This window comes from Brevibacterium ihuae, from assembly GCF_900184225.1.
Classification (GTDB): domain Bacteria; phylum Actinomycetota; class Actinomycetes; order Actinomycetales; family Brevibacteriaceae; genus Brevibacterium; species Brevibacterium ihuae.
On sequence record NZ_FXWZ01000002.1, the window covers coordinates 623,800 to 650,417 of the forward strand.

At 69.7% G+C, this 26,618-nt stretch carries 22 protein-coding genes and 1 tRNA gene; 17 read left to right on the forward strand and 6 right to left on the reverse strand.

Features of this window, described 5'->3' with window-relative positions; genetic code table 11:
* Position 1: 1 nt before the first annotated feature.
* Both C1A17_RS02870 and C1A17_RS02875 read right to left on the reverse strand, forming a co-directional pair.
* Positions 2–1,207 (reverse strand): MFS transporter, encoded by a 1,206-nt coding sequence (locus C1A17_RS02870; RefSeq protein ID WP_101650535.1) that lies wholly within the window; start codon positions 1,205–1,207, stop codon positions 2–4.
* Positions 1,208–1,411: 204 nt separating this feature from the next.
* A complete protein-coding gene (locus C1A17_RS02875) occupies positions 1,412–2,290 on the reverse strand; it encodes a LysR substrate-binding domain-containing protein (RefSeq protein WP_101650536.1) in 879 nt (292 codons plus the stop codon).
* A gap of 78 nt (positions 2,291–2,368) precedes the next feature.
* Here C1A17_RS02875 and C1A17_RS02880 point away from each other — a divergent pair, with 78 nt between their 5' ends.
* A complete protein-coding gene (locus C1A17_RS02880) occupies positions 2,369–3,325 on the forward strand; it encodes an EamA family transporter (protein WP_101650537.1) in 957 nt (318 codons plus the stop codon).
* Positions 3,322–3,963 (forward strand): NAD(P)-dependent oxidoreductase, encoded by a 642-nt coding sequence (locus tag C1A17_RS02885; RefSeq protein ID WP_101650539.1) that lies wholly within the window; start codon positions 3,322–3,324, stop codon positions 3,961–3,963. The genes C1A17_RS02880 and C1A17_RS02885 overlap by 4 nt, the downstream gene beginning before the upstream one ends.
* Here C1A17_RS02885 and C1A17_RS02890 read toward each other — a convergent pair.
* Positions 3,941–4,795, reverse strand: a complete 855-nt coding sequence (locus C1A17_RS02890; RefSeq protein WP_101650541.1) for a helix-turn-helix transcriptional regulator — start codon at positions 4,793–4,795, stop codon at positions 3,941–3,943. The two genes, C1A17_RS02885 and C1A17_RS02890, sit on opposite strands and share 23 nt — an antisense overlap.
* A 71-nt stretch (positions 4,796–4,866) precedes the next feature.
* On the opposite strand from C1A17_RS02890, the gene C1A17_RS02895 reads away from it, so the two are divergent.
* From C1A17_RS02895 to C1A17_RS14025, 3 genes are all read left to right on the forward strand, one after another.
* Positions 4,867–5,382, forward strand: a complete 516-nt coding sequence (locus C1A17_RS02895; RefSeq protein ID WP_101650543.1) for a VOC family protein — start codon at positions 4,867–4,869, stop codon at positions 5,380–5,382.
* 249 nt (positions 5,383–5,631) lie between these two features.
* Positions 5,632–7,395, forward strand: coding sequence for an ABC transporter ATP-binding protein (locus tag C1A17_RS02900; RefSeq protein WP_101650545.1), 1,764 nt, complete (start codon positions 5,632–5,634; stop codon positions 7,393–7,395).
* A gap of 809 nt (positions 7,396–8,204) precedes the next feature.
* Positions 8,205–9,512 (forward strand): MBL fold metallo-hydrolase, encoded by a 1,308-nt coding sequence (locus C1A17_RS14025; protein WP_146000568.1) that lies wholly within the window; start codon positions 8,205–8,207, stop codon positions 9,510–9,512.
* A gap of 103 nt (positions 9,513–9,615) precedes the next feature.
* Here the strand turns inward: C1A17_RS14025 and C1A17_RS02905 are convergent.
* From C1A17_RS02905 to C1A17_RS02915, 3 genes are all read right to left on the reverse strand, one after another.
* Positions 9,616–10,904 (reverse strand): IS3 family transposase gene (locus C1A17_RS02905; RefSeq protein WP_101650547.1). Its coding sequence is split into 2 segments (ribosomal slippage): positions 9,616–10,631 and positions 10,631–10,904, totalling 1,290 coding nucleotides; the frame shifts between segments, so codons are not numbered across the junction.
* A 76-nt stretch (positions 10,905–10,980) separates the two neighbouring features.
* Positions 10,981–11,053, reverse strand: a tRNA-Ala gene (locus C1A17_RS02910).
* A gap of 128 nt (positions 11,054–11,181) precedes the next feature.
* Positions 11,182–12,159 carry a GTP pyrophosphokinase gene (locus C1A17_RS02915; protein ID WP_101650549.1) on the reverse strand — a complete coding sequence of 326 codons (978 nt, stop codon included), beginning with the start codon at positions 12,157–12,159 and terminating at the stop codon, positions 11,182–11,184.
* 140 nt (positions 12,160–12,299) lie between these two features.
* Between C1A17_RS02915 and C1A17_RS02920 the strand changes: the two genes are divergently transcribed.
* From C1A17_RS02920 to C1A17_RS02980, 12 genes are all read left to right on the forward strand, one after another.
* Positions 12,300–13,769: a GntP family permease gene (locus C1A17_RS02920; protein WP_180953193.1), complete on the forward strand. Its 1,470-nt coding sequence runs from the start codon at positions 12,300–12,302 to the stop codon at positions 13,767–13,769.
* A gap of 4 nt (positions 13,770–13,773) precedes the next feature.
* Positions 13,774–15,144: a four-carbon acid sugar kinase family protein gene (locus C1A17_RS02925; protein WP_101650551.1), complete on the forward strand. Its 1,371-nt coding sequence runs from the start codon at positions 13,774–13,776 to the stop codon at positions 15,142–15,144.
* Positions 15,141–16,187 carry a 4-hydroxythreonine-4-phosphate dehydrogenase PdxA gene (gene pdxA, locus C1A17_RS02930; RefSeq protein ID WP_101650553.1) on the forward strand — a complete coding sequence of 349 codons (1,047 nt, stop codon included), beginning with the start codon at positions 15,141–15,143 and terminating at the stop codon, positions 16,185–16,187. Before C1A17_RS02925 ends, pdxA begins: the two co-directional genes overlap by 4 nt.
* Positions 16,188–16,203: 16 nt before the next feature.
* Positions 16,204–16,980: a DeoR/GlpR family DNA-binding transcription regulator gene (locus tag C1A17_RS02935; RefSeq protein ID WP_180953194.1), complete on the forward strand. Its 777-nt coding sequence runs from the start codon at positions 16,204–16,206 to the stop codon at positions 16,978–16,980.
* A 160-nt stretch (positions 16,981–17,140) separates the two neighbouring features.
* Positions 17,141–17,812 (forward strand): hypothetical protein, encoded by a 672-nt coding sequence (locus C1A17_RS02940; protein ID WP_101650557.1) that lies wholly within the window; start codon positions 17,141–17,143, stop codon positions 17,810–17,812.
* Between the two features lie 418 nt (positions 17,813–18,230).
* A complete protein-coding gene (locus C1A17_RS02945; RefSeq protein ID WP_101650558.1) occupies positions 18,231–19,157 on the forward strand; it encodes a DUF817 domain-containing protein in 927 nt (308 codons plus the stop codon).
* Positions 19,158–19,792: 635 nt separating this feature from the next.
* On the forward strand, positions 19,793–20,629 hold the full coding sequence (locus C1A17_RS02955; protein ID WP_101650563.1) for an ABC transporter ATP-binding protein: 837 nt from the start codon (positions 19,793–19,795) through the stop codon (positions 20,627–20,629).
* Positions 20,630–20,777: 148 nt separating this feature from the next.
* Positions 20,778–21,836 carry an aliphatic sulfonate ABC transporter substrate-binding protein gene (locus C1A17_RS02960; RefSeq protein ID WP_101650565.1) on the forward strand — a complete coding sequence of 353 codons (1,059 nt, stop codon included), beginning with the start codon at positions 20,778–20,780 and terminating at the stop codon, positions 21,834–21,836.
* Entirely contained in the window at positions 21,836–22,684 is an 849-nt protein-coding gene (locus tag C1A17_RS02965) for an ABC transporter permease (protein ID WP_101650567.1), read from the forward strand. Before C1A17_RS02960 ends, C1A17_RS02965 begins: the two co-directional genes overlap by 1 nt.
* Positions 22,681–24,756 carry an acetate--CoA ligase gene (gene acs / locus C1A17_RS02970; RefSeq protein WP_425427264.1) on the forward strand — a complete coding sequence of 692 codons (2,076 nt, stop codon included), beginning with the start codon at positions 22,681–22,683 and terminating at the stop codon, positions 24,754–24,756. The genes C1A17_RS02965 and acs overlap by 4 nt, the downstream gene beginning before the upstream one ends.
* 45 nt (positions 24,757–24,801) lie before the next feature.
* On the forward strand, positions 24,802–26,124 hold the full coding sequence (locus C1A17_RS02975; RefSeq protein WP_101650570.1) for an O-acetylhomoserine aminocarboxypropyltransferase/cysteine synthase family protein: 1,323 nt from the start codon (positions 24,802–24,804) through the stop codon (positions 26,122–26,124).
* On the forward strand, positions 26,121–26,615 hold the full coding sequence (locus tag C1A17_RS02980; RefSeq protein ID WP_101650572.1) for a CoA-binding protein: 495 nt from the start codon (positions 26,121–26,123) through the stop codon (positions 26,613–26,615). Before C1A17_RS02975 ends, C1A17_RS02980 begins: the two co-directional genes overlap by 4 nt.
* Positions 26,616–26,618: the final 3 nt, after the last annotated feature.

The following is a 26,618-nucleotide window of genomic DNA, read 5'->3' on the forward strand; positions in this document are numbered from 1 at the left end:
CTCAGGCCGCTCCTGTCCGGCGGGCGACAAGGAGGAGTGCGAGGACGGCGACGCAGACCGCGGCGAGCACGACGGCGGCGATGGCCACCGCCCCGCTGAGCGTGCCCGTAGTCGCGAGCACCCCGACGCCGATCGCGGCCAGCGCCTGGAGGATGTAGGCGACGAGGTAGAGCAGGGAGAGCACGGCGCCGCGGTGCTCGTCCGGAGCGATCCGGTTGATCACACCGAGGCCACCGGTGAACGCGAGCGAGTACGCGATGCCGCCCACGATGCACCACGCGAAGAACAGCGGCAGGGATTCGAATGCGCTCGCCGCGGCCATGAGTCCCAGGCTGAGCACGGTCGTCAGCGCCCCCGCGGCGACGAGGGCGCCGGCACGGGCGCGGCCGAGGAACAGTCCCGTGAGCCCGATGCAGGCGGCCGAGGCGCCCAGCAGTCCGCCGACGACAGCGGTGTCGTCCGCGGTGGTGAACTGGTCGATCATCGTCGCCCCGAGCGAGAGGAAGATCGCGCCGACGCAGTACGCGAGCGCCACGGACAGGGTCGCGATGAGGAATCCGAGGCGGATCCCCGCGGGAACGTACGGTGCCTGCGGACTCCACCGGGCGCGCACGGCGGGCCGGTCGTCGGGGCTGAGGACGAGAGCGGTGATCGACACCAGAGCCAGGACGAAGAGGACGATGTAGCTCCACACGAGCGGGAGCGGGAAGTGCTCGGCGAGCACGCCGCTGAGGACCAGGGCGCAGGCGAGGCCGGTCGCGGTCGCGACGGTGGCGGTCGTGCTCGCGACGCGCGGGTTTCCGGTGGGGTTGTTCTCCGTGAGAGCTGCAGTGGCCGCGCCCACGGTGAGACCGGTGCCCGCCCCCTGGAGGACGCGCCCGGCGTAGAGGAAGAGGACGTTCGGGGCGAACGCGAAGACGAGAGCGGAGAGCGCGATGAGCGCGATGCCGGCGATCATCACCCACCGCCTGCCGTAGACGTCGGACAGATTGCCGAGCAGCGGGAGCACGACCATGAGGGTGAGCTGGTAGGTGGCGAAGACCGAGGTCACGACGACCGGCGCGAGGTCCCACTGCTCCGCATAGATCGGATAGAGGACGCTCGGCGCCCCGGACGACCACAGTCCCAGGGCGAGGACGGAGGCGGCGGCCCAGAAGTACCCTCGCCGTCCGAGTCGGGGCGCGGGGCGGCGCGATGAGCTGTGCATCCGCCCTCTCCTCTCCGACCCGGTCTCGACCGCACCTCACAGCGGAGGACACCGCGGCGCTGCGGCTGGGTCCGATCCTATCCGCGGAGCATCGTGTTCGTCGGGTCGCCCCCCGCGTCGGAGCGTTCCGGTGCGCGTCGGCCGCTGCGGTACCCGTGTGCGCCTCCGCTGGGCGACTGCACCATGTCGATGACCCCGGGTTCCTCATTCTCCGTCCGCAGTTCGGATTCTGCTGACGAATGCCTGTGCCGCCGGTGAGGGATTGAATCCGCTCCAGGCGAGGTATTCGATGCGCGTCGGACCCCCGGTGACGGCGATGGTGCGCAGGTCGGGATCCTCGGGCACCACGGCGGGCGGGAGCAGGGTGATGACGAGGTCCTCGCGGACGAGGTCGAGGATGAGATCGGTGCTCATCGCCTCGAACGCGACCTCCCGTCGCAGGCCGGCGGACCGGAAGGCGAGGTCCGACTGGATCCGCCCGGGCGTGCCCTGTGAGAAGTCGACGAACGGTTCGTCGGCGAGGTCGGCGAGGCGCACGCGCCTGCGCCCGGCGAGACGGTGGCGGGCGGACACGACGGCGACATGGCGCTGCCGTCCGAGCACCCGGGACGCCACGCCCTGCGGCGGACCGGTGTCCGGGAGTCCGAGCACCGCGACGTCCAACCGCCCGTCGCCGATGGCGGAGACGAAGGTGTCGCTGCCGCCTCCGCGCAGGGCGATCCGCACCTCGGGGTGATCCCGGTGGAAGGCTCCGAGGGTCGCCGCGATGTCGATCGCGGTGACGGTGGGGATGACGCCGAGGGCCAGCGTGCCGCTGATCCGTCCGGTGGCGGCCGTGGAATCGGCCACCGCGCGCTCGGCGGCTTCGAGGCTCGCCCGCGCCTGCGGCAGGAACGCCCGACCGGACGGCGTGAGCTCGACCCGGCGGCTCGAGCGGGCGAACAGGGTGACGCCGAGTTCGTGCTCGAGCGCCTTGATCTGATGGCTGAGCGCGGACTGCACGACGAAGCACCTTTCGGCCGCCCGGGTGAAGCTGCGCTCCTCGGCGACGGCGACGACGTACCGCATCTGCTGGAGCTCCATCCATCCATGATGACTGTGCATGGTCTGCATGACAACAATGCGTTGGACTCATCCGTCCTTGCCTCCGACGATGGACACATGACCACGACGAGCTCGCCCCGCTCCCCCGTTTCAGCGACCGCACCGACCGCGCGTTCCCGCGCGGGGTGGACGGCGTTCGCCGCGCTCTCCCCGGCGGTGTGGGGCACGACGTACATCGTCACCACGCACCTGCTGCCCGAGGGTCACCCGCTGTTCGCCGCGCTCATGCGCTCCCTCCCCGCCGGCCTCCTCGCGATCCTGCTGGTCCGCCGGCTCCCGCACGGGAGCTGGTGGTGGAAGAGCCTCGTGCTCGGCACGCTCAACATGGGGGCCTTCTTCCCGCTGCTGTTCCTTTCCGCGCAGCTCCTGCCCGGCGGGGTCGCCGCGACGCTCGGCGCCACCCAGCCGCTCGTCGTGGCCTTCCTCGCCGTCGCGATCCTCCATGAGCGACTGTCCGCGTGGCGCGTGACCTGGGGAATCGTCGGCGTCGTCGGCATCGGTCTCGTCGTCCTCGGGCCCGCCGCCGCGCTCAGCCCGCTCGGGGTGCTCGCCGGGATGGCCGGCGCCGTGTCGATGGGCACCGGGGTCGTCCTCACGAAGCGCTGGGGTCGGCCGCCCGGAGGCTCGTCACTGGGCCTGGCCGGGTGGCAGCTCACCGCCGGCGGCCTGGTCCTCCTCGTCCCCGCTCTCGCCATCGACGGCGTGCCCGCCGATATCGACGGCCCGGCCGTCGTCGGGTACCTGTGGCTGGGGCTCATGGGCGCGCTGCTGACCTACACCCTGTGGTTCTCCGGCATCCGACGCCTGCCCGTCACCGCGACCGCGCTCCTCGGCCTGCTCTCCCCGCTCGTCGCCGCGGTCCTCGGCGCGGTGATCGCCGGCGAGGCTCTCACCCCGATCCAGCTGGTCGGGTTCGCCGTCGCGCTCACCGCGATGGTCGCCGGTCAGCTCCCCTCACCGATCCGTCCGACCCCGTCACCGCGGGTCCCGCAGAAGGAGATCACCCCATCATGAGAATCGCCGTGTTCGGCGCCACCGGGATGGCCGGCAGTGCCACCGTCGCCGAGGCCCTCAGCCGCGGCCATTCCGTCCTCGCCCTCTCCCGGCGCCCGGGTGCGGAACCGGATCGACCGGGGTGTCGATCCCGGGCCGTCGACATCGCCGACCGTCGGGCGGTCGATTCCGTGCTCGCCGAGGTCGACGCCGCGGTGCTCGCCGTCCGCCTGCCACCAGGTCAGGAGTCCGCCGTCGCGGGTCTCACCCGTGGGTTGCTCGATGCCGCCGCGCGTCGCGGCACGCGCGTCCTCGTCATCGGCGGATCCGCGCCGCTGCACTCCCCCGGCGACCCCGATCGCCTCCTCATCGACGACCCCGCATACGTGCCCGCAGCATGGCGCTCGGTCGCCGCGGCGAGCCTCGAGCAGTTCCGCGTGTGCCGCGAGCATGCGTTCGACGACTGGGTCTACCTCAGCCCGCTGACCGTGTTCGAACCCGGTGAGCGGTCCGGCAGGTACCGGCGCGGCACCACGACGCTCCTCACCGATGCGCACGGGCGCTCCCGCATCACTGCTCCGGATTGCGCCATCGCCGTCGTCGATGAGCTCGAGCACCCCGGGGAGGACCGGCACTTCACTGTCGTCGGGCCCGAGTGACCGAACCGTCGGTGGAGCCGTCCCAGTGCGGTTGCCCGCGCTCATGCCCGGGGTCACTGCGGTAGGACCGCGGGGTGAACCCGAGCACGCGGCGGAAGTCGGTGCTCAGGTGGGCATGATCGGAGTAGCCGAGTTCGGCGGCGACCCGTGCGATCGACAGCGCCGGTTCCTCACGGAGGCGCTGCGCGGCTTCCTGGAGCCGGTAGCGGCGGATGATGGTGAGCGGCGCCAAGCCGACGTACCGCTGCGCGATCCGCTGCACTCCTCGGGTCGAGATCCCGAGGCGCTCGGCGACCTCGTCGACCCGGACGAGTGTGCGGTCAGCGGCGATGAGGTCCTCCATGGCATTGGCGAGCCGTCCGCCCTCGTCCGGCGGTGCGAGGTTCTCACGCACCCACGCCGTGAGGGCCTCGACGGCGCGTTCGCGGCCGGGAGCGTCGCCGCCGTCGCGCATCGCGTTCGCGACCGTCCGGTGCAGTGCGGGTGCAGGGAATGGCACCTCGGAGTCGGCGATGGCCCCGGGCGCGGGGTGCAGAGCCGCGATCCCGGCGGGCCGCAGCAGCGCACCGACCGCCCAACCGCTGCCGCTGAGCTCGCGATGGGATGCCCCGGTGGTGGGTCCGACGAGGGACTCCCCGCCGGGTTCGACAACGAGGTTCGAGGCGGGGAACGGCAGCACGTCCTGTCGTGACGTCTTTCCGGGCGGGAGGTTCCACACCGGGATCCAGATCCAGCGGATCCGGTCACTCAGGTCGTCGGGAGCCGGATGCCGGTGGAAGCGCGGGAGCGCTGAGGGGTAGAGGATCCCCCGCTCATCGGTGAGATCGCTCATCGCATCATCGCTCCGGCATGGTGTCGTGAATCTCCAAGCGTCACCGTCGGGCTCGCTCGTACGCTCATTCCATGAATACACATGACACGCTCCGTTTCGGAGTCACCGGAGACCACACCACCGACGGGATCCCCCACGGTTCGACGAGCCTGACGCCGTTCCTCGCCCTCGAGGGTGCAGGCGATGCCCTCGAATTCTATCGCTCGGTGTTCGGCGCGCGCGTCGTCGATTCCACCGAGATGAGCGGCGTCATCGTCCACGCCGAGCTCGATTTCGGCAGCGGCAGGATGCAGATCGGCGAGCCCAGCCCGGATTACGGCATGGTCCCGGCCCCGGGCGGCGACCAGGCCTGCTACTCGATGGGACTGTACTGCTCCGACGTCGACGCGATCGTCGACCGAGCCACCCGGGCCGGAGCGACCGTGCGCGAGCCGGTGAGCACCTTCGTCTCCGGGGACCGCTTCGCCTCGATCCGCGATCCGTTCGGTGTTCGCTGGTCGATCATGTCCCGGGTGGAGGACCTCTCCGAGGAGGAGAGCAGCCGTCGCATCGCCGCCTGGGCTGCCGAACAGGAGTCCGCCGGGTGATCGGTCATGCGCTGAAGGAGCCGACTCCGTTCTGAGGTGGATGCGGATGGTCGGCTCCCGATCATCGCTTCTCCGACCGACCTCGCATAGTCACCCGTCATCCGCCGACCGAAGCCGATTTCCTCCCAGGGATCTCACATCGTCCGGTGTCAACATATGTTGACACACGCCGCAGCCACCCGTTCCCCACGGCATCCACGTCCGGGACGAGCGGCACCGGACGAGATCGATGGAGAAGGTGGAACCACCATGACGGACGAACGGACCTCTCCCCCACCCGCCCGCCTGCGGGATCTGCTCACCTACCTCGCCGAGCACCGCGGCGTGCTCATCGTCGTCCTCGCGATCTCCCTGCTCGGCGCTGGGCTCAACCTCGCGCAGCCGATCGTGGTGAACCGGGTCATCGATGCGGTCGGTGCCGGGGCGGGATTCGGCGGCATGGTTGTCGTCCTCGTCGGACTCGTCATCGCTCCGGGAATCACCGACGCGGTCCAGCAATACATGCTCGGCCGGACCGCCGAGGGGGTCGTGTTCAGCGCGCGTCGGCGCCTGCTCGGCAGGCTCCTCCGGCTCCCGGTGAAGGAGTATGACACCCGCCGGACCGGGGATCTCGTCTCCCGCGTCGGCTCGGACACGACCATGGTGCGCGAGGCGCTCACCGGGGGTCTGGTCGAGGCGGTGAGCGGTGCCCTCGTCTTCACCGGAGCGCTCATCGCAATGGCCCTGCTCAATCTGACGCTGCTCGGCATCACGGCGGCCGTCGTCCTCGTCGCGGTCGTCAGCGTGACGCTGGTGAGCGCGCGGATCCAGGCGCTGACCCTGGAATCGCAGGAGGCGCTGGGCCGAGTCTCCTCCGGCGTCGAGCGGGCGCTCTCCGGGGTGCGGACGATCCGCGCCGCCGGCGCCACCGCGCGCGAGGGGGCCGCGCTCGTGGAGGACGCGGGGACTGCGTATCGCCTCGGGGTGAGGATCGTGCGGATCAGCGCCCTGCTGTGGCCGGTCAGCGGACTCGCCATCCAGGCGGCGTTCCTCGCCGTGCTCGGCGTCGGCGGCTATCGCGTCGCCGCCGGCTCCCTGTCGGTGGCCGACCTCGTCACCTTCATCCTCTTCCTCTTCATGATGCTCATGCCGCTGGGGACCGCATTCGGCGCGGTCATCACGGTGCGCACAGCACTCGGTGCGCTCGCCCGCATCGAGGAGGTGCTCAATCTGCCCGCCGAGAGCGATGACGAGGTCCGAGCCGCGTCGCACCGGGTGGACGGGACCGAGCAGCCGCAGTCAGCCGACCTGGTCGAATTCGATCGCGTGTCGTTCGCCTACCGCGGTGGCGAGCCCGTTCTCCGGGAAGCGAGCTTCACGCTTCCCCACGGATCGACGACGGCACTCGTCGGACCATCCGGGGCGGGCAAGTCGACTGCCCTCGCGCTCATCGAACGCTTCTACGATCCGACAGGCGGGTCGATCTCCGTCGACGGGGTCGACATCCGCGACATCCCCCGCGCTGAGCTCCGCGCCCGAATCGGGTACGTCGAGCAGGATGCTCCCGTGCTCGCCGGGACCATCCGCGACAACCTCCTCCTCGCCGCTCCCGAGGCGGACGAGGAACGGTGCCGGCGTGTGCTCGGCGACGTCAACCTGCTCGAACGCATCGACCAGCACCCGCAGGGACTCGATGCGGTCGTCGGTGATGACGGGGCGGGCCTCTCCGGCGGGGAGCGCCAGCGGCTTGCGATCGCCCGGGCGCTCCTGGCCGACGCCCCGCTGCTCCTGCTCGATGAGCCGACCGCGAGCCTCGACGCACGGAACGAGTCCGCGATGCGCAGCGCGATCCGCTCCGCCGCGGTCGGGCGCACGGTCGTCATCATCGCCCATCGCCTGGCAACCGTTGCCGACGCGGATCAGATCGTCGTGCTCGACGACGGCCGGGTCACCGCGTCCGGCACCCATGAGGAACTTCTCGAGACGAGCGGCCTCTACCGGGACCTCGCCCGCCGGCAGCTGCTCGTGCGGTAGGGAGACATTTCGAGTTCCACGGCAGCGAGCCGAACACGTCTCTCGACTGTGTACGCAACTGTAGCCACGCCGGGGTCCAAGCGCGGCCGTTGTCAGCGAAACCCTCTCTAATGGTTTCGCGAGTGGAGCACAGGGAGCAGATACCGAAATCTGCGCTGCACTCCATCAAGCGTTGATCGCGTCAAGGGCGGTTACATTATGACGAGATTCGAAGACTGAGACGGCCGGAAGACGAGAGCGCGGGGGCGACCGTAAGTGGCCCTGCTTGAACACCAGGATCAGGTACTCGCTTCAGGTCCACTATTGGAAAAAACCCGGAATCGTCTTGCGCGGTAGGCGCAACTTTGATCGAGATGAAGTCGATCTCTCGGGGGTCGCTCCCCGCACGATCCGCTCTGTGAGCCTCCTGCTACCTTACGCGGACGTCAAGAACAGCTTGAACGATGCAAACTCGGAATCGAACTGGTCGACATCGCCGTTAGAGTTAACAGGTCGGAACAACCGAAAGACTCAAACTGAGCGCGTTCGAGCCGAACTCGAAATAATCGACTTGCTCGACGACTGTCGACAATTCTCACCCTTAAGCGATACTTGGCACGCCATGAGTTCGAAGGACCCCGTCTGGCACCCGGACCGCTTTCGGAAGCTGGCTACTGCTACTGCAACCTTGACCATGAGTGAACCCATGGCGCCACCCATTTGTAAACCGCGATCCGATTTCTCAAGCGGTTCCCGCACTCAACAATCAAGAGCCGCCACTCTGGATAGTTGATATCCTCGGGAGCATTCGATCGAAGTAGGTGCATGTCATGAGCGCTCGCAGGATCTCCCAAGAATTCCGGCAGCGGTTGCTGGTCAACTACACACAGTGGGCAGTAGGAGCTGGCTTCTTCCACTCTCAAGACTTTTACGTCGGCATACGCGACGACGTCTCATCCGAGCTGACACCAGTTCTGCACGTCATCTACGACTGCGGCACCCATCGTGCAAGAGCTGTCATCGAGCGTGAAGTGGACGAGTACGTTAGACGGCACGGTAAAGACCTGGACTTGCTATTTATCTCCCACTTTGACCGTGATCATATTTCGGGGCTACCGATACTCCAACAAAAGGGTGTCAAAGCTAAACGCGTGGTGGCACCCTTGCTCGACCCCGACGAGAGGTTACTAGCATTCGCCAAGGCCATAAGTCCCGTGGACACCGGTACGACCACAGGCACCGACCTGGAGTTCTACGGACGCCTCGTCGCCGACCCTGAAGCGGTCTTAGGTGAGGTGGCAGACCAGGTTGAGCTAGTCGATCCGGAGCCCATTACGGATGACCAGCAAGCGTTGGACGAGTCACTGTTGCCTGAAGACGCTGAAGATGGCATGGAGTTGAGGTTGAGTCGGACTCCCGCCCAGAAGCTCATGCGGATTCATGCTAATAGTCCTACCGTACAGAGCCCGGAGTATCCGATCTGGGAATTCAGGTATCACGTCCTGCGCCGGATCCGACGGCAGCAGCCAGCCTTTCGGACGGCTCTCGCCAGGGAGTTGGGTATAAGCGAAGCCTGCCTACAGACCATGTTGGCCAATCCACGCAAGCTTCAAGTCCTCGTCACCCGCCGCCACATCGAGTTGCGCCGTGCTTACGATTCCCTCGCAGGCATGAGGAATAGGAATGACACTTCCCTGTGCCTCTACTCGGGCCCCGCAAAGGCACGTGGAACCTACCGGACCTATCGCAGCCGGGCACCGCACGGTCACATAGACCGTCCCGAGGTGGGCGCGTGGGGCATGCTGCCGGGCTGGCTAGGAACGGGCGACGCGCCCCTGGCAGGGGTCCACGAGATGAATGAATTCAATGCGATCTTCGGCGCTCGTAAGGTACACGTGGGGACTCTTGCACTGCCACACCACGGATCGCGACACAACCACCGCGATGAGATCTTCAGCGGGTTCACACAGCCGCCCACCTGCATCGTCGGGGCAGACGGACTTTATGGACACCCAAACCAAAAGGTAGTTCTAGCAGCATCCCTGATTGGTAGCACACTCCTGCCTGTAACAGCGGCGACAGCCAGCCGGGTCGACGAGAGTTGCACGATCTTCTTTCGGGCCAATCCACGACGCTAGGAACGCTGAGGGAACTCATGCACGTCTAGGTGTCCGGTTTGGTCACTGATTCGCCCCGGGGATGATGGGGGGACTGTGAACCGTCCCGAGTTTTCTGCCGCTCCTATGCGGGGAGCGGTTCTCGGGTGAGGTCCGCGTAGTAGGTCGCCTCGAACTCGTCGGGGCTAACCATTCCGAGGCTACCGTGGAGCCTGCGGTAGTTGTACCAGTCGACCCAGCCGGCGGTCGCGCACTCGACGTCAGCGATCGTCTTGTACGGGCCGTCGTGGAAGATCGTGGTGCGGATGCATTCGGCCTTGTAGAGGCCGTTGATCGTCTCCATGAGGGCGTTGTCGTACGCGTCGCCGACGGACCCGATCGATGGCGCGATGCCGTCGAGGGCGAGTTTGTCCGTCCATGCCACGGACGTGTACTGGGATCCGGCATCGCTGTGTGCCCGGAGCTGGTTGGGCTCGATGGGCCGGCCCTGTCGGCCGCGTTCCCACAGCGCCATCCGCAGCGGGATCATCACAAGCTCTGTGTGCTTGGTGGTCTGCGCATGCCAGGCGACGATGCGTTGCGAGTAGACGTCGAGGATGAACGCGACATACACCCAGCCTGCCCACGAGCGGACATAGGTGAAGTCCATCACCCACGTGTAATCCGGCCTCGGTGCGGTGAAGTCGCGGTTCAGCAAGTCCCCGGCACGGATGCCGTCCTTCGACGGGATCGTCGCGCGGATCGCTTTCGCGCGGGTCACGCCTGACAGGCCGAGCAGCCGCATTGCCCGGTCGACCGCGCCGCGGGACACGTCGGGGATCGACGTCCGACGGATCAGCGCTGTCATCTTCTTGCGCCCATACAGGCCTTCCGCTGTCATCTTCCGCCGCACGACGCCAGCGGCATCGACGACGTCAGTCCAGGCCGTGTCACGGACCGCGTCAACGACGAGAGCATCGGTGACGGTCCGGGCCGCGATGCGAGGCCTGGCCCAGGCCCGGTAAGTGCGTGCAGCGATCTTCACGCCCTGCTCGCGCAGGACGCGGACGATCGACTCGACTGCGTACCCCTCGGCCCGCCTCTGATCGATGAACCCCATGATCCGCGGTTGCGGGGGCCGAGTTCCCCCACGAAGAAAGTCGTCGCCGCTCTCAAGATCGCGACGTCTTCACGCAACCGCCGGTTCTCGGCCTTGAGGCGATTGATCTCCGCGTGTTCTTCGCTGGTCTGACCCTCACGGTCACCCGCGTCGATCTCGGCTTGCACGACCCACCGGCGCAGAGACTCCGCACCGATGCCTTCCTGACGGGCGACCGCCGTGATCGCCTTCGCGTTCGACGGGTACTCGGACCGGTGCTCGAGGACGAGCCTCACGGCTCGCTCACGCACCTGGGGATCGATCTTCTTCGGCATGACGCCATCCTTTCAACTCGAAAAGATGCGGCATCAAACCCGGGACGGTTCAGGTGTTCTAGTACGTCTGAAATTGTGGAGCTAAGGGGAATCGAACCCCTGACCTTTTCATTGCGAACGAAACGCTCTACCAACTGAGCTATAGCCCCGAGACCTCGTCACTGTAGCAAACCAGCGGTCGGGTTTCACAATCGGCGCATCGCGGGGGTGAACTCGCGTCCCAGCGGGGACGCGTCACCGCTGGGACGTCCCCGCTGGGACGTCAACAGCCCCTTGCCTACCGGCGCTCGGCGAACTCCACCGGAGCGAAGTAGCGATTGCCCTTGTACTCGACCTCCGCAGCGGGCAGCACATCTCCCACCCCGACGAGGTCGGAGACCTTGATCGACTTGCGCCCCTCCCCCGCAGTCTCCGCATCACCGGTGACCTCGGCGAGCGAACGGACGTCACGCGCCCGGATGAGACCGCGGCGGCCGAGCTCGTCCTCGGCGATCGCGTATCCGGGACCGGTGCGGGTCACCGTGACCCGCAGCAGGTCCTCGGCCTGGGTCTCAGCGCCGGCGTCGAACCCGTCCCCGCGGGACGTCTGCTCGATGTCCTGGGCGAGGAGGTCGGCGAGCCGGTCGACCTCGGACAGGAGATTCGCCATCGATGCGGCGACCTGCGTGTGGAAGTCGCTCGGCGCGAGCGGCCCGCCGGGCTTGTAGAGGTCATCGTGCGTGAGCTCGCCCCACGCGTCCTGCAGCCGGGTCCGCACCTGGATCTCCACCCGGATCGGGTGCTCGGCCTTGGGATCGGCCGACCCGAGCACCGCATGGAATGCGCGGTACCCGCTCGGCTTCGGATCGAGGTGGTAGTTCTTCACCGGCTCGACGACCTCGAACCGCGTGGTCCGCGCCAGCTCGGCCTCGAGCACCTCGACGAAGGCCTCGAGGTCGCGGGAAGACTTGCAGAGGACCTTGACGCCGGCGAGGTCGGAAATCAGTCCGACGACCTCGCCCGGTTCCCCGGGCAGGGCCCCGCCCTCGGACTTCTTGAGCACCTTCTCGAGCGTCCGCATGGGCTCCTTGACCCGGTAGCCGTCGACGACGACGCGCGAGCGGTCGGCGAACTCCATGCTCTCGATGATCCCCTCGAGGAACCGCACGACGCGCTGGCATGCGACCTCCCAGCGCTGGGCATCCGCCTGATAGAGGCGGTCGACCGCAGCGCGCACACGGGCGCGGGCGAGGTGGGGAGCGGGGTCGGAGGACATCGGTCCCAGGATACGTGGCTCTCCCCTCGCCGCACCTCTTGTGCACGCCCCCAGCGAAGGTGCATGATTCTTTCAAGAAACCTGCGCGTTTCGCTCAGCTCCGCGCCTACCCGATCCTTCGATCCCAAGGAGACCCGCCCATGGACGTGCGGCTCATACTCGCCCTCGTGCTCGGCATCGCGACGATCGTCGTGCTCGTCCTGCGCACACGCCTCGACGCCTTCGTCGCCCTGCTCATCGCCGCGCTCGTCACCGGCCTCGTCGCCGGCCAGGAGATCCTCGGCGTCATCGACTCGGTGACCACCGGATTCGGCAGCACGCTGGCGAGCATCGGCATCGTCATCGGCCTCGGCGTCGCGGTCGGCAAGATCCTCGAGGTCTCCGGCGCCGCCGACGCGCTCGCGCGCGCCTTCCTCCGCGGCTTCGGCAAGGGCAAGGAGCCGTGGGCCATGGGCACCGTCGGCTCCATCGTGTCGATCCCGGTGTTCTGCGACTCCGGCTTCGTCATCATGAACCCGCTCGCCCGCTCGATCGCCCGGGTCAAGCGCGGCGGCTACGTCACCCTGTGCCTCGCGCTCGGCTGCGGCATGACGCTCACCCACCACATGGTGCCGCCCACCCCCGGCCCGCTCGCGGTCTCCGGCCTGCTCGGTGCGGACCTCGGCGCTGTCATCCTCACCGGCCTGATCTTCACCGTCATCCTCCTCCCCGTCGTCGTGTTCTACGCGAAGTGGATGGGACCGAAGCTCGAGTCGCAGATCAACGCGGAGGTCGCCGCGGACGTCTACGGCGCGGACCACGATGTCGCGCTCGCCGAATCCGGCGGCGAGGACGTCCACTCGAAGCTCGACACCATCGAGACCTACCGCTCCGAGGACTTCCTCGGCGAGACCCCGGCGGGCAGGAAGCCCCACCGGATGAACGCGCTCGTCGGCTCGCTGCCGCTGCTCGTCCCGCTCATCCTCATCGTCCTCAACACGGTGACCTCCGCGATGGACAAGGCGGCCACCGGCCAGATCAACGCCGAGGAGTACGAGGCCTCGGGCTGGGTCACCCCGTTCCTCTTCCTCGGCAACCCGGTCATCGCCCTCGTCATCGGCGTCATCCTCGCCGTCTACGTCCTGCTCCCCCGCTGGACCCCGCGCACCAAGGTCCACTCCTGGCTCGCGCAGGCCGCGGAATCGGCCGGCCTCATCCTCCTCATCACCGGTGCCGGCGGCGCGTTCGGCCAGGTGCTCCGCGACTCCGGCGTGGGCGATGCCCTCGCCGAGGCGGTCGCCTCGCTGACGCTGCCGGCGTTCATCGTGCCGTTCGTCATCGCCTCCCTCGTCCGCGTGGCGCAGGGCTCCGGCACCGTCGCGATGATCACCGCCGCCTCCGTCACCGCCCCGATCGTCACCACCCTCGACATCTCGCCGCTCATCGCGACGATGGCCTGCGTGTGCGGCTCCATGGTGTTCAGCTACTTCAACGACTCGTACTTCTGGGTCGTCACCCGCTTCACCGGGCTCGACGGCACCTCCGCGCTCAAGGGATGGTCGGGCATCACCACCGCCGTATGGCTCGGCAGCCTGCCGCTCCTCTTCATCGCGAACCTCGTCATCGGCTGACGCCATGGACCGGATCCTCATCATCGCCGACGACCTCACCGGGGGGAACGGCTGCGCCGCAGGGTTCGCCGGTGCGGGGCTGCGCGCGGCGACCCTGCGCGCCGACGCCTCCCCCGAGGACATCGCCGCCGGCCTCGACACCTACGACGCCCTCGTCGTCACCACGGACTCGCGCCACCTGCCCGCGGACCGGGCCGCAGCCGCCGTCACCGCGATCGTCGACGCCGGCTGGCCGGCCGACCTCGTGTGCTCGCGCGGGGACTCGACGCTGCGCGGGAACTTCGGCGCCGAGGCCGAGGCGATCATTACCGCGGTGCGCGCACGCGGGCGTCGCGCCGTGGGACTGTGCATGCCGGCCTTCCCGCAGGCGAACCGGCAGACCGTCCATGGCCTCCAGCTCCTCCACGGGACCCGCCTCGAGCACACCGAGCTCGCCCACGACGTGCGCTCCCCGATGACGAGCTCGTCGGTCGCCGAGGCGCTGCGGAAGGACACCCGGCTCTCCACCGCGGGCATCGACCTCGCCGCGGTCACCGGCCCGCGCTCCGCTCTCGTCGACACGATCCGGACCCTCCTCGCCGAGGAGCCCGACGTCCTCGTCGCCGATGCGCTCACCGTCGATCACCTCGCCGCCGTCGCCGAGGCCGCGGTCGAGGCCGACCCCGATGTCATGTGGGTGGGGGTCGACCCCGGCCCCGGGACGCTCGCGATCGCCCGCGCCATGGGTGCCCGAGCGGCCGCCGGCACCCCACCGCTGCTCGCGATCGCCGGCTCCGCCACCGATCTCACCCAGCAGCAGCTCCAGCGGCTCCTCGCCGAGCGCGACGTCGTCCTCGTCCGCCCGTCGTTCGACGCCGGCAGCCGGGTGCCCGCCGTCGACGCCACCGCCGCGGAGCTGCGCGACGTCCTCGACCGCGCCGCACCCGGACAGATCGTCCTCCTCGCCTCGGTCATCCGTCCCGAGGACGTCCACGCCCTCACCGACGAGGAGTCCGACGCGCTCCCCCTCGCGCTCGGTCGGATCGCCGCCGCGGTCCTCGACCCCGGGGATGCCGAACCGGACGCGGCCACGGCCGTCGGCGGGCTCTACACCACCGGCGGCGACATCACGACGAGCGTCCTGTCCGCTCTCGGCGCGGCCGGGATCGAGATCGACGAGGAGGTCGTCCCGCTCGCCGCCGCCGGCACCCTCGTCGGCGGGCCGCACACCGGACTGCCGATCGTCACCAAGGGCGGCCTCGTCGGCGATTCCGCGACCGGCATCGCCTGCCTCGACCACCTCGCCGAGATCGCAACGCTGCGCACCCGCATCCTGTCGTCGCGGAGTGCCGCCAGCGGCACTCATTGCCGCCACCGGCGAAAGGACACCCCATGACCACCGTCCCCACCCTCGCAGTCACCGTCGGCGACCCCGTCGGCATCGGCCCCGAGATCACCGCCGCCGTCCTCCACGAGTTCTCCGGCGACGCGAGCCAGCACGGCATCGCCGTCGCCGACCTCGCGGTCATGGAGAAGGCCGTCGCGGTCCTCGGCCTCGACGCCGACGTGCGCGCCGTGTCCTCGTGGGACACCCCGTCCGCCGGTGCGGGCGTCATCGACGTCTTCGACATCGGCGTCCTCGGTGCCGACCTCCCCGAGTGGGGCCGGGTCGACGAGCGTGCCGGACGAGCCGCGGTCACCGCGATCGAGGTCGCCACGCAGGCGGCCATGGACGAGCAGGTCGCCGGGATCGTCACCGGCCCCATCAACAAGGAGGCGGTCTGGAAGACCGGCTCAGAGCACCTCGGGCACACGGAGATGCTCGGCGAGCTCACCGGGGTGACGAAGCAGGACACGATGTTCGTCGTCGAGAACACCCACGTGCCCGGGCACAGGCTCCAGGTGTTCTTCGCCACCCGTCACATGTCGCTGCGGAAGGCGCTCGACGCGATCACCGTCGACACCCAGGTCGACTCGATCATCCGCGCCCACCGCGCGCTCGAGGTCTACGGAGTGGCGGATCCGCGCCTCGCCACCGCGGCGATCAACCCCCACGCCGGGGAGAACGGCGCGTTCGGCGACGAGGAGATCGAGATCCTCGCCCCCGCCGTCGAGCAGGTGCGGGGCCGCGGCCTCGAGATCGCCGGGCCGATCCCCGCGGATTCGGTGTTCCACCACGGCCTGCAGGGCCGCTACGACGGGATCCTCTCGCAGTACCACGACCAGGGCCACATCGCGACGAAGACCTTCGACTTCGACGGGACCATCAGCGTCACGGTCGGGCTGCCGATCCTCCGCACCTCGGTCGATCACGGCACCGCGTTCGACATCGCCGGCACCGGGAAGGCCGACCCGGGCACCATGCGCTCGGCCTACCGGGCGGCCGTGGGATACGCACCGTATGTCGACGCGATCCGCGCCGAATACCTCCCCGCCTGAGACCGGGACCCGCACGATGACCGCCCGGTTCGCGACGCGCGCCCGCCACGCCGAGCTGCTCGCGCTCGTCCGCTCGGGGACCGATCGGGTCGAGGACCTCGCCGCCCGCACCGGGGTCTCGGTGTCGACGATCCGTCGTGACCTCGCGACGCTCGAGACCTCGGGCCGGCTCGCGCGGACCTACGGCGGGGCGACCTCGCTCGTCCCCTTCCGCGAGCGCGGACTCGCCGAGCGGATGGCCATGCGCACGGAGGCGAAGGCCGCGATCGGACGCACCGCGGCGACGCTCGTGCCGGCGGGGGCGACGATCTTCGTCGACGCGGGGTCGACTACCGGGCAGCTCGTCGAGAGCCTGCGCCGGAGCGAGTCGCTCACCGTCGTCACCCGCGGCCTCGAGATCGCCCTCGCGCTCGCCGACGACCCGCTCGTCGAGGTGCTCCTCATCGGCGGCCGCCTCTCCGCGAACAGCCACGGCACCGCCGGCACCCTCGCGCTCGAGGCGATCGAGCGGTTCCGGTTCGACCTCGCCTTCCTCGGCGCCGACGCGGTGGATCCGCACGACGGCGTCGGCGAGCCGACCGTCGACGAGGCCTATACCAAGGAGCGCGTCGCGCAGCGGACCCAGCGCACCATCGTGCTCGCAGACGCCACGAAGCTCGAACGCCGGTCGGTTCCGGCGTGGGCGCACCTGCCGCCGGGCTGGACCCTCGTCACCGACGCCCCGGAGTCCGGACTCGAGGACTACGCCGATGCCGGGGTCGAGGTGGTCCGTGCGGCCCCTCCCGGTGCCTGACGCCTCGGCCCCGCTGCGGGATCCCTCCGGTTCGCGCGGTCGGGTTCTCGGGACTCTCCACCCCTTGCGCGCCATCGAACTGTGCCGCAGGTCACATCACTGCGGGCTGTCGTTCGACTAGGCTCCCCCTGTGACCGATAACGCAACAGAACCCTTGCAGATGTCCGAAGTCCTCGTGACCGCCAGGTCCCTCGGGGAGTATGTCGCGATGTTCGACCTCCGGGTCGAGGATCTCGAGGGGAGATCGGTCCTCGACTGTCCGGGCGGTTCGGCGAGCGCGGCGGCGGAGCTGTGGGCCGCCGGGGTGGAATCCTTCGCGATCGACCCGCTGTACGGCGGCGACCGGCACCTGCTCGCCGACCGGGTGGCCCACGAGGTCGAGCGCTGGGCGGACTTCGCCCGCACCCACGGTGAGCGCCTCGACTGGCGGCAGGCCGGCACCGGGGAGGAGCTCTACCGCGCGCGGGTCCACTCCGCGCAGCAGTTCCTCGACGACTTCAACGCCCGTCCCGCTCACTACATCGACGCGACGCTGCCGCACCTCCCGTTCTCCGACGACACCTTCGACCTCGCGGTGAGCAGCCACCTGCTCTTCACCTACTCGGGGATGTTCGACGCCGAGTTCCACCTCGCCTCGCTCCTCGAGCTCGCCCGGGTGTCGCGTGAGGTGCGCGCATACCCGCTCGTGACGATCGAGGGGCACGAGGAACCGGCGCTGCTCGATGCGGTGACCGCAGGCCTCACGGAGGCGGGCCTCGTCGTCGATCGCCCCGCCTCGGCGTATCAGCGCCAGGCGAAGGCGACGAGCTACCTCCGCATCACCCGCCGCTGAGCCCCGCGGGGGACGTCCGCGACGGCTGAGCTGCGGCGACGCACCGGTGGTTGAGTGCCGGTGCGTCGCCGCCAGCGCGTCACCGGTGGTCGAAGGCTGGTGCCTCACCAACGGCCGAGCACTGAAGTCTCGCCGACGGCGCATCACCGGCGGTTGAGCGCCGGCCCGTCGCCAGCGGTTGAGTGCCGGCGCGCCGTCGGCACCACCGCGCGCAGGCATGATGTCGTGCTGGTTCACCTGCGGCAGATGTCCCGCATTCACGCCGAAAACGAGACATCTGCCGCAGGTGAAGCCACGCGTTGGGACATCCTCCGCAGGTGAAGCCTCGCGCTGGCACATCTCGCGCAGGTGAAGCCACGCGCTGGGACATCTGCCGCGGGTGGAGCTCCGGGTCAGGTTGCCTCCCTACACTCGCCTCATGCGCCGGACTGCTGACCTCACCCGTGTCGAGGCGGCGCTCGATGCCTGGGCCCACCGCCACCTCGCGGAGGAGTTCGGGGCCCGAGGTGCCCGCCGGGTCTGGGTCGAATTCCTCGTCTTCACGCTCAAGCAGGCGTGGGCGTGCGTGTTCGGTGCGCTCATGCTCGCCGCCCTCGTCGCCACCGCCCTCTGGTACCCCGACGGTGCGGCGCTCAGCAGGAACGATGCACTCGTCCTCATCGCGGTGACGATCCAGGTGCTCATGGTCGCCCTCCGGCTGGAGAGCGGGCGGGAGTTGTGGGTGATCATCCTGTTCCACCTCGTCGGCACGGTGATGGAGCTGTTCAAGACGGCCGCCGGATCGTGGGAGTACGGCGGGGCCGGGGTGCTCGCGATCGGTGCCGTCCCCCTCTACACCGGCTTCATGTACGCCGCGGTGGGCTCGTACATGGTGCGCGTGTTCAAGCTGTTCGACCTGCGCTTCGTCCGCTATCCCCCGCTGTGGCTCACCGCCGTCATCGGCGCGGCGATCTACGCGAACTTCTTTACCCACCACTTCCTCCCCGATGCCCGCTGGGTGCTGCTCGCCGCGGTCGTCCTCGTGTGGGGGCGATGCATCATGCTGTTCCGGAACCACCGCGACCGGCCGGCCCGCCACCTGCCGATCCTCCTCCCGTTCCTCGGGGTGGCGTTCTTCATCTGGATCGCGGAGAACATCGGGACGGCCGCCGGAGCCTGGATCTACCCGCACCAGGAGGGCGGCTGGGAGATCGTGTCGCTGTCGAAGATGGTGAGCTGGTTCCTCCTCATGATCATCTCCGTCGTCCTCGTGACCTTCGTCTACCGCCCCAGGCCCCCGGAGGTCGCCGCGGCGACGGTCAGTGCTCCTTCACCTGCGACAGACGTCCCGCGATCGGACCGATGACGGGACATCTTCCGCATGTGAAGCCCGAGCCACCCCGCCCGGACCGCCGCGGCCGCCCGTACCGAAGTCCTGTTCGCGCTGAGGATTCGCTCGCACCGAGGTTTCGCCTCAACTGAGGTTTCGCTCTCGCACTGAGGTTTCGATCCGGTGCGGTTCTGCTCGCAAATCCGTACTCGATCGATCCATGAACGCCAGATCGATTCTTCAGCGCCTCATCGATCCATCAGCGCAGGGTCGCGACGGCCGTGCGTGCGCGTAGGTCACCGGTTCCCGATCCCGGAGCGTGTGACTCAACGGGTTCGTGTGGTGCCCGGGCCACAGGAGACCGCTGCGGAGTCGGTCAGCGCTCCTTCACCTGCGACAGACGTCCCGCATTCGGACCGATGACGGGACATCTTCCGCAGGTGAAGCCCGAGCCACCCGACCCGGCGCACCTCCGCTGCCCAGCGCACCTCCGCTGCCCGGCGCGCCTCGGCTGCCCGGCGCACTCCGGCTAGCACACCGCACGCCGCCTTCTGCGTCCTGCGTGCCACAGTCCGTCACGCACCGTCATGTGACGCCCGAAGATGACACCGGCGGACGACGTGTGACGAACCGCGGCGAGGAACATTCCGCCGTGCGGCTCAATGGACCCCATGACCGTCCAGATCCAGGCACCCGCCGCTCCCGTGACCACGACCGCCCCGGATTCCCATCGCGCCTTCGAGGTCCGCTTCGACGGCTTCGGCAAGACCTTCGGCACCGGTGCGGACGCCCACGCGGTGCTCGCCGACGTGTCCTTCACCGCGCGCCCAGGCGAGATCATCTCGATCCTCGGCGCCTCGGGCTGCGGCAAGTCGACCCTGCTCCGCGCCGCAGCCGGGCTCGGACCCGCCACCGCCGGCTCGGTGACGATCGACGGGGCCGAGGTCACCGCGATCGACACCCGGGCCGCCGTCGCCTTCCAGGAGGCGCGCCTCCTCCCCTGGCGCACCGTCCGCCGCAACATCGAGCTCGGCCTGCCGCGCGGCACCGCGAAAGCCGCGGCGCAGGACCAGGTGAGCGAGCTCCTCGAGCTCACCGGGCTCGCCGACAAGGGCGGCCTGCGCCCCCGGCAGATCTCCGGGGGCATGGCCCAGCGGGTGTCGCTCGCCCGAGCGCTCGCCCGCAACCCCGGCGTGCTCCTCCTCGACGAGCCGTTCGGCGCGCTCGATGCACTCACCCGCATCCGAATGCAGGACCTCCTCCTCGACATCCACGCGAAGCGGCCCGCCACCGTGCTCCTCGTCACCCACGACGTCGACGAGGCGCTCCAGCTCTCCGACCGGATCGTCGTCCTCGGCCGCCCCGGAGATGCCGCCGCCGGCCCGGCGACGATCACCAGCCTCGTGCCGGTCCCCGGCGACCGCCCGCGCGACCGCGGGAACGCGGACCTCGCGCACCTCCGAGCCGAGCTCCTCACCCACCTCGGCGTCGACTCTCACGCCCACTGACACCCCACCGCACCCGCCGCGCGGCGCCCCGCCGCGCACCGCACCGAACACCGCACCGAAGACCCGCTCCGTACCGAACCGCGACTCCGCGCCCCACACACCGCCGCGGTCCACGGCACCGCGCCACCATCCGACCCGAAAGGCCGTCATGACCTCCTCCCGCCTCCGCCCCTCCGCTCTCCGCCGGCTCGCCACCGCCGCGGGCCTCCTCACCGTGTCCTCCCTCTCCCTCTCCGGCTGCCTCGCCGGCGAGGACGCGGCACCTGCCGACGCCGAGGGTGCGGCCGATTCCCTCGCGATCGACTACGCGACCTACAACCCGCTCTCCCTCGTCATCATGGAGAAGGGCTGGCTCGAGGCCGCGCTCGCAGAGGAGGGCGTCGAGGTCGAGTGGGTCTTCTCCGCCGGCTCGAACAAGGCCAACGAGTCGCTGCGCGCCGAGGCCGTCGACATCGGCTCAACCGCCGGTTCGGCCGCGCTCCTCGCCCGCGCGAACGGCTCCCCGATCCACGTCATCGACCTCTACTCCCAGCCGGAGTGGTCCGCGCTTGTCACCGCCCCGGACTCGGGCATCGAGTCGGTCGCCGACCTGAAGGGGAAGACGATCGCGGCGACCAAGGGCACCGACCCGTACTTCTTCCTCGTCCAGGCGCTCGCGACCGAGGGCCTCACCATCGACGACGTCGAGGTGCAGAACATCCAACACGCCGACGGCCGCACCGCCCTGGAGAACGGCCAGGTCGACGCCTGGTCCGGACTCGATCCGATCATGGCGGCGAGCGAGGGCGCGGGGAACACGCTCTTCTACCGCAACGTCGACTTCAACACCTACGGCTTCCTCAACGCGAACGCATCATTCCTCGAGGAGTCGCCCGAGCTCGCGCAGACCGTCGTCGACGTCTACGCCTACGCCCGCGACTGGGCGCTCGCGAACACCGAGGAGACCACCCGGATCCTCGCCGAGGAGGCCGGCATCGAAGAGGACGTCGCCGCTGCGACGATCGAGCGCACCCACCTCGACATCGACCCAGTGCCGGGGCCGGACCAGATCGAGGTCCTCGAGCGGATCGCCCCGACGCTCGTCGAGACCGGCGATGTGTCCGACCAGGCGCAGGTCGACGAGGCGATCGACACGATCGTCGACGACACCTACGCCTCGGAGGCCGACGCCTCCCGCGTCGCCGAGGCGATCGAGGCGGCAGGCTGATGGCGGCGAACATCCCGGTCCACACCCCGCACCCCGGCGCGCCGGAGTCCGCACCCGCTGCTCCGGCGAGCACCGGCACCCGTCCCCGCACGCTCTCCGGTCCCGCCCGGCTGGGCCTCGGCCTCCTCCTGCCCGCGGCCCTGCTCGCCGTATGGCAGCTGCTGAGCTCGACCGGGGTCTTCACCTTCGTCCAGCTCCCGCCCCCGCTCGCCGTACTCGAGGCCGCCGTCGAGCTCGTCGAGCGCGGCGACCTGTGGATCAACATCGCGATCTCCGTCCAGCGCGTGGTCCTCGGCTTCCTCGCCGGTGCGGTCCTCGGCCTGCTGCTCGGATCGCTCGTCGGCCTCTCCCGGCTCGTCGACCTCCTCGTCGCTCCGACGATCGGCGCCTTCCGCGCCGTGCCCTCGCTCGCCTGGGTCCCGCTCCTCCTCCTGTGGATCGGCCTCGGCGAGGACTCCAAGGTCACGCTCATCGCGATCGGCGCGTTCTTCCCGGTCTACACCACCGTCGCCTCCGCCCTCCGGCACGTCGACCCCCACCTCGTCGAGGCCGCGCGAAGCTTCGGCTACACCGGGCTGCGGCTCCTCCTCACCGTCCAGCTGCCCGCCGTCGTGCCCTCGGTGTTCTCCGGGCTGCGTCTCGCGCTCGCCCAGGCATGGCTGTTCCTCGTCGCCGCCGAGCTGCTCGGGGCCTCCATGGGCCTCGGGTTCCTCCTCACCGATTCGCAGAACAACGGGCGGACCGACCGGCTGCTCCTCGCCATCGTGCTGCTCGCGGTGTTCGGCAAGATCACCGACGCACTCCTCGGCCGCCTCGAGAAGTCGGCGATCCTCCGGTGGGCGTCGTGACGACCACCGCACCCGGCACCGCGCGGCCCGCAGCGGCCCTGTCCCCCGTCCGCCGCGCACCCGACAACCCGGCCATCGAATCCGATGCGGCGCGCATCGCGTTCTGGGAGACGCAGGCCGGGCGGCTCGACTGGGTCGAGGGTTGGCACACCGCCCACACCTTCGAGAAGCCGCGCCGGCTCGACCGGTCCCGGGACGCCGACACCGCGGAGTCCCCGGAGTACACCGTCCCGACGATCGAATGGTTCGCGGGCGGGAAGCTCAACGCCGCCGCCAACTGCCTCGACCGTCACGTGGCGGCCGGCCGCGGCGACCGGGTGGCCCTCCACTTCGAGGGCGAGCCCGGGGACCGCCGGACGTACACGTACGCGGAGCTCCTCGCCGAGGTGTCCCGGGCCGCCCATGCCCTCGAGGCCCTCGGCGTCATCCCCGGCGACCGGGTGGTCATCTACCTCCCGGTGATCCCGGAGACCCTCGTCATAACGCTCGCGTGCGCCCGGATCGGCGCGGTCCACTCGCTCGTGTTCGGCGGGTTCTCCGCCGAGGCGCTGCGCTTCCGCATCGAGGACACCGGGGCGAAGGTCCTCGTCACGAGCGACGGCCAGTTCCGGCGCGGCGCGGCGGTGCCGGTCAAGGCCGCCGCCGACGCCGCGTGCGCCGGGGACAACGCCATCGAGCACGTCCTCGTCGTCGCCCGCACCGGGGAGACCGACCTCCCGTGGACCCCGGGCCGCGACGTGTGGTGGCACGAGGCGCTCGCCGCCCAGCCGGACGCCCACGCGCCGCCCGCCTTCGACGCCGAGCACCCGCTGTTCATCATCTACACCTCGGGCACCACCGGGAAGCCCAAGGGACTCGTCCACACCACCGGCGGGTACCTCGTGCAGACGGCGTACACCCACGCGCTCCTCTTCGACCTCGTCGACGACGAGCTCGCCGCGGTCAACGATCCCGCCCGCGTCGACAGCACGGTCCACTGGTGCACCGCGGACCTCGCGTGGGTCACCGCGCACACCTACGAGATCTACGGACCGCTCCTCAACGGCATCACCCAGGTGATCTACGAGGGCACCCCGGCGAGCCCGCACCCGGGGCGGCACTTCGAGATCATCGAGCGCTACGGCGTCACGCACTACTACACCGCACCCACCCTCATCCGATCGCACATCGGGAACTTCCCGTCCGGGCTGCCCGACACCTGGGACCTCTCCTCGATCCGGCTCCTCGGCACGGTCGGCGAATCGATCAACCCCGAGGCCTGGCGCTGGTTCCGGCGCGAGATCGGCGGCGACGCGCTCCCGGTGGTCGACACGTGGTGGCAGTCGGAGACCGGCGCGACGATCATGTCGCCCCGGCCTCACGACTCGTGCTTCGAGCCGGGAGCGGACACCGCGCCCAAGCCCGGCTGCGCCACCCGCGCCGTGCCCGGGGTCTCGACCCGGGTCGTCGACGAGTCCGGGGCGGACGCCCCCGACGGCGTCCAGGGATTCGTCGTCGTCGACCGGATCGGACCGTCGATGGCGCGCACGGTGTGGGGCGACCCGCAGCGCTACCTCGATTCGTACTGGAGGGCGTTCGGCGAGCGCGGCTGGTTCTTCTCCGGCGACGGCGGCCGGCGCGACGCGGACGGCGACATCACCCTGCTCGGTCGGGTCGACGACGTCATCAACGTGTCGGGCCACCGCCTGTCGACGATCGAGCTCGAATCCGCGCTCATCACGCACCCCGATGTCGTCGAGGCCGGATCCACGCCGATCGCCGACCCGCTCACCGGGCAGGCAGCCATCGCCTACGTCGTCCTCACCCGGGCCGCCCGGCACCGCGACGCGGCCGAGGTCGAGGCCGAGCTCCGCGCCCATGTCGCCCGCGAGATCGGGCCGGTGGCCCGGCCCGCGCGGGTGATCCCCGTGCCCGAGGTGCCCAAGACGCGGTCGGGCAAGATCATGCGCCGACTCCTCACCCAGCTCTACGAGGGCACCCCGCTCGGCGACACGACCTCGCTCCAGAACCCCGCGGCGATCGCCGGGATCGCCCGGATCGTGGGACACCCGAGCGCGGCCGACGACCGCTGACCCAGACTGCGAATCACCCGAAGAAACCGGAAGAGGTCTCACCCGATGTCAGATCACCAGTTCGGATTCCGCACCCTGGCGCTCCACGCCGGCGGAACGCCCGACGCCGTCCACGGCGCCCGCGCGGTGCCGATCTATCAGTCCACCTCGTTCGTGTTCCAGGACTCCGCCGACGCCGCGAACCTCTTCGCGCTCCAGAAGTACGGCAACATCTACTCCCGGATCGGCAACCCGACGGTCGCCTCGTTCGAGGAGCGGATCGCCGCGCTCGAGGGCGGGATCGGCGCCGTCGCCACCGCCTCGGGCATGGCTGCGGAGTTCATCACCTTCGCCGCGCTCACCCGGGCCGGCGACCACATCGTCGCCTCCTCGCAGCTCTACGGCGGCACGATCACCCAGCTCGACGTCACCCTGCGCCGGTTCGGCGTCGACACGACCTTCGTCGCCGGCACCGACCCGGCCGACTACCGCGCCGCGCTCCGTCCGGAGACGAAGGCGGTCTACTGCGAGCTCGTCGCCAATCCGTCCGGCGAGATCAGCGACCTCGCCGCCCTCGCGGAGATCGCGCACGAGGCGGGCGTCCCGCTCGTCGTCGACGCGACGCTCACCACCCCGTACCTGTGCCGTCCCTTCGACCACGGGGCCGACATCGTCATCCACTCGGCGACGAAGTTCCTCGGCGGGCACGGCACCACGCTCGGCGGCGTCGTCGTCGAGTCCGGGCGCTTCGACTGGGGCAACGGGAACTTCCCGGCGATGACCGAACCGGTCCCCTCGTACAACGGCCTGTCGTGGTGGGACAACTTCGGCGAGTTCGGCTTCCTCACCCGCCTGCGCTCCGAGCAGCTCCGCGACATCGGGCCCAGCCTGTCCCCGCAGTCGGCCTGGCAGCTCCTCCAGGGCGTCGAGACCCTCGCACAGCGGATGGACGCGCACCTGGCGAACGCCCGCGAGGTCGCCGCGTGGCTCGAGTCCGATCCCCGCGTGTCCTACGTCAACTACGCCGGACTGCCGTCCCATCCGCATCATGAGCGGGCGCAGAAGTACCTGCCGCACGGCGTCGGCTCGGTCTTCTCGTTCGGCGTCGCGGCCACCGCGGAGCTCACCGGGCGCGAGGTGGGCGCCCGGTTCATCGAGGCGACGCAACTCGCCAGCCACCTCGCGAACGTCGGCGACGCACGCACCCTCGTGCTCCACCCCGCGTCGACCACGCACCAACAGCTCACCGCGGAGCAGCTCACCGCCGGCGGCGTCCACGAGGACCTCATCCGGCTCTCCGTGGGCATCGAGGATCCGGCCGACATCATCTGGGACTTCGATCAGGCGCTCACCGCAGCCACCGGACGGACACGAGAGGACGCACGATGACCACCGAGACCCGCACGTGGGTGGGACCGACGGCCGCCGAACGCCTGCAGATCCTCCGCACCTCCGAATCGATCGCGATCGTCGGGGCCTCCGACAAGCCGTCGCGCGCCTCGAACTTCGTCGCGACCTACCTGCTGTCGTCCTCGCCGTACCGGGTGTACTTCATCAACCCGGTGCTCGACGAGATCCTCGGCCACCCGGTGTATCCCTCGCTCGCCGACCTGCCCGAGGTCCCCGACATCGTCGACGTGTTCCGCAAGCACGACGACCTGCCCGGAGTGGCCCGGGAGGCCGTGGAGATCGGGGCGAAGACCCTGTGGCTCCAGCTCGGATCGTGGAACGAGGAGGCGGCGGCGATCGCCGAGGCCGGCGGACTGCAGGTCGTCATGGACCGCTGCACGAAGATCGAGCACGCCCGCTTCCACGGCGGGCTCCACCTCGCCGGCTTCAACACCGGGGTGATCTCCTCGAAGCGCCAGGTCACCGCCTGAACC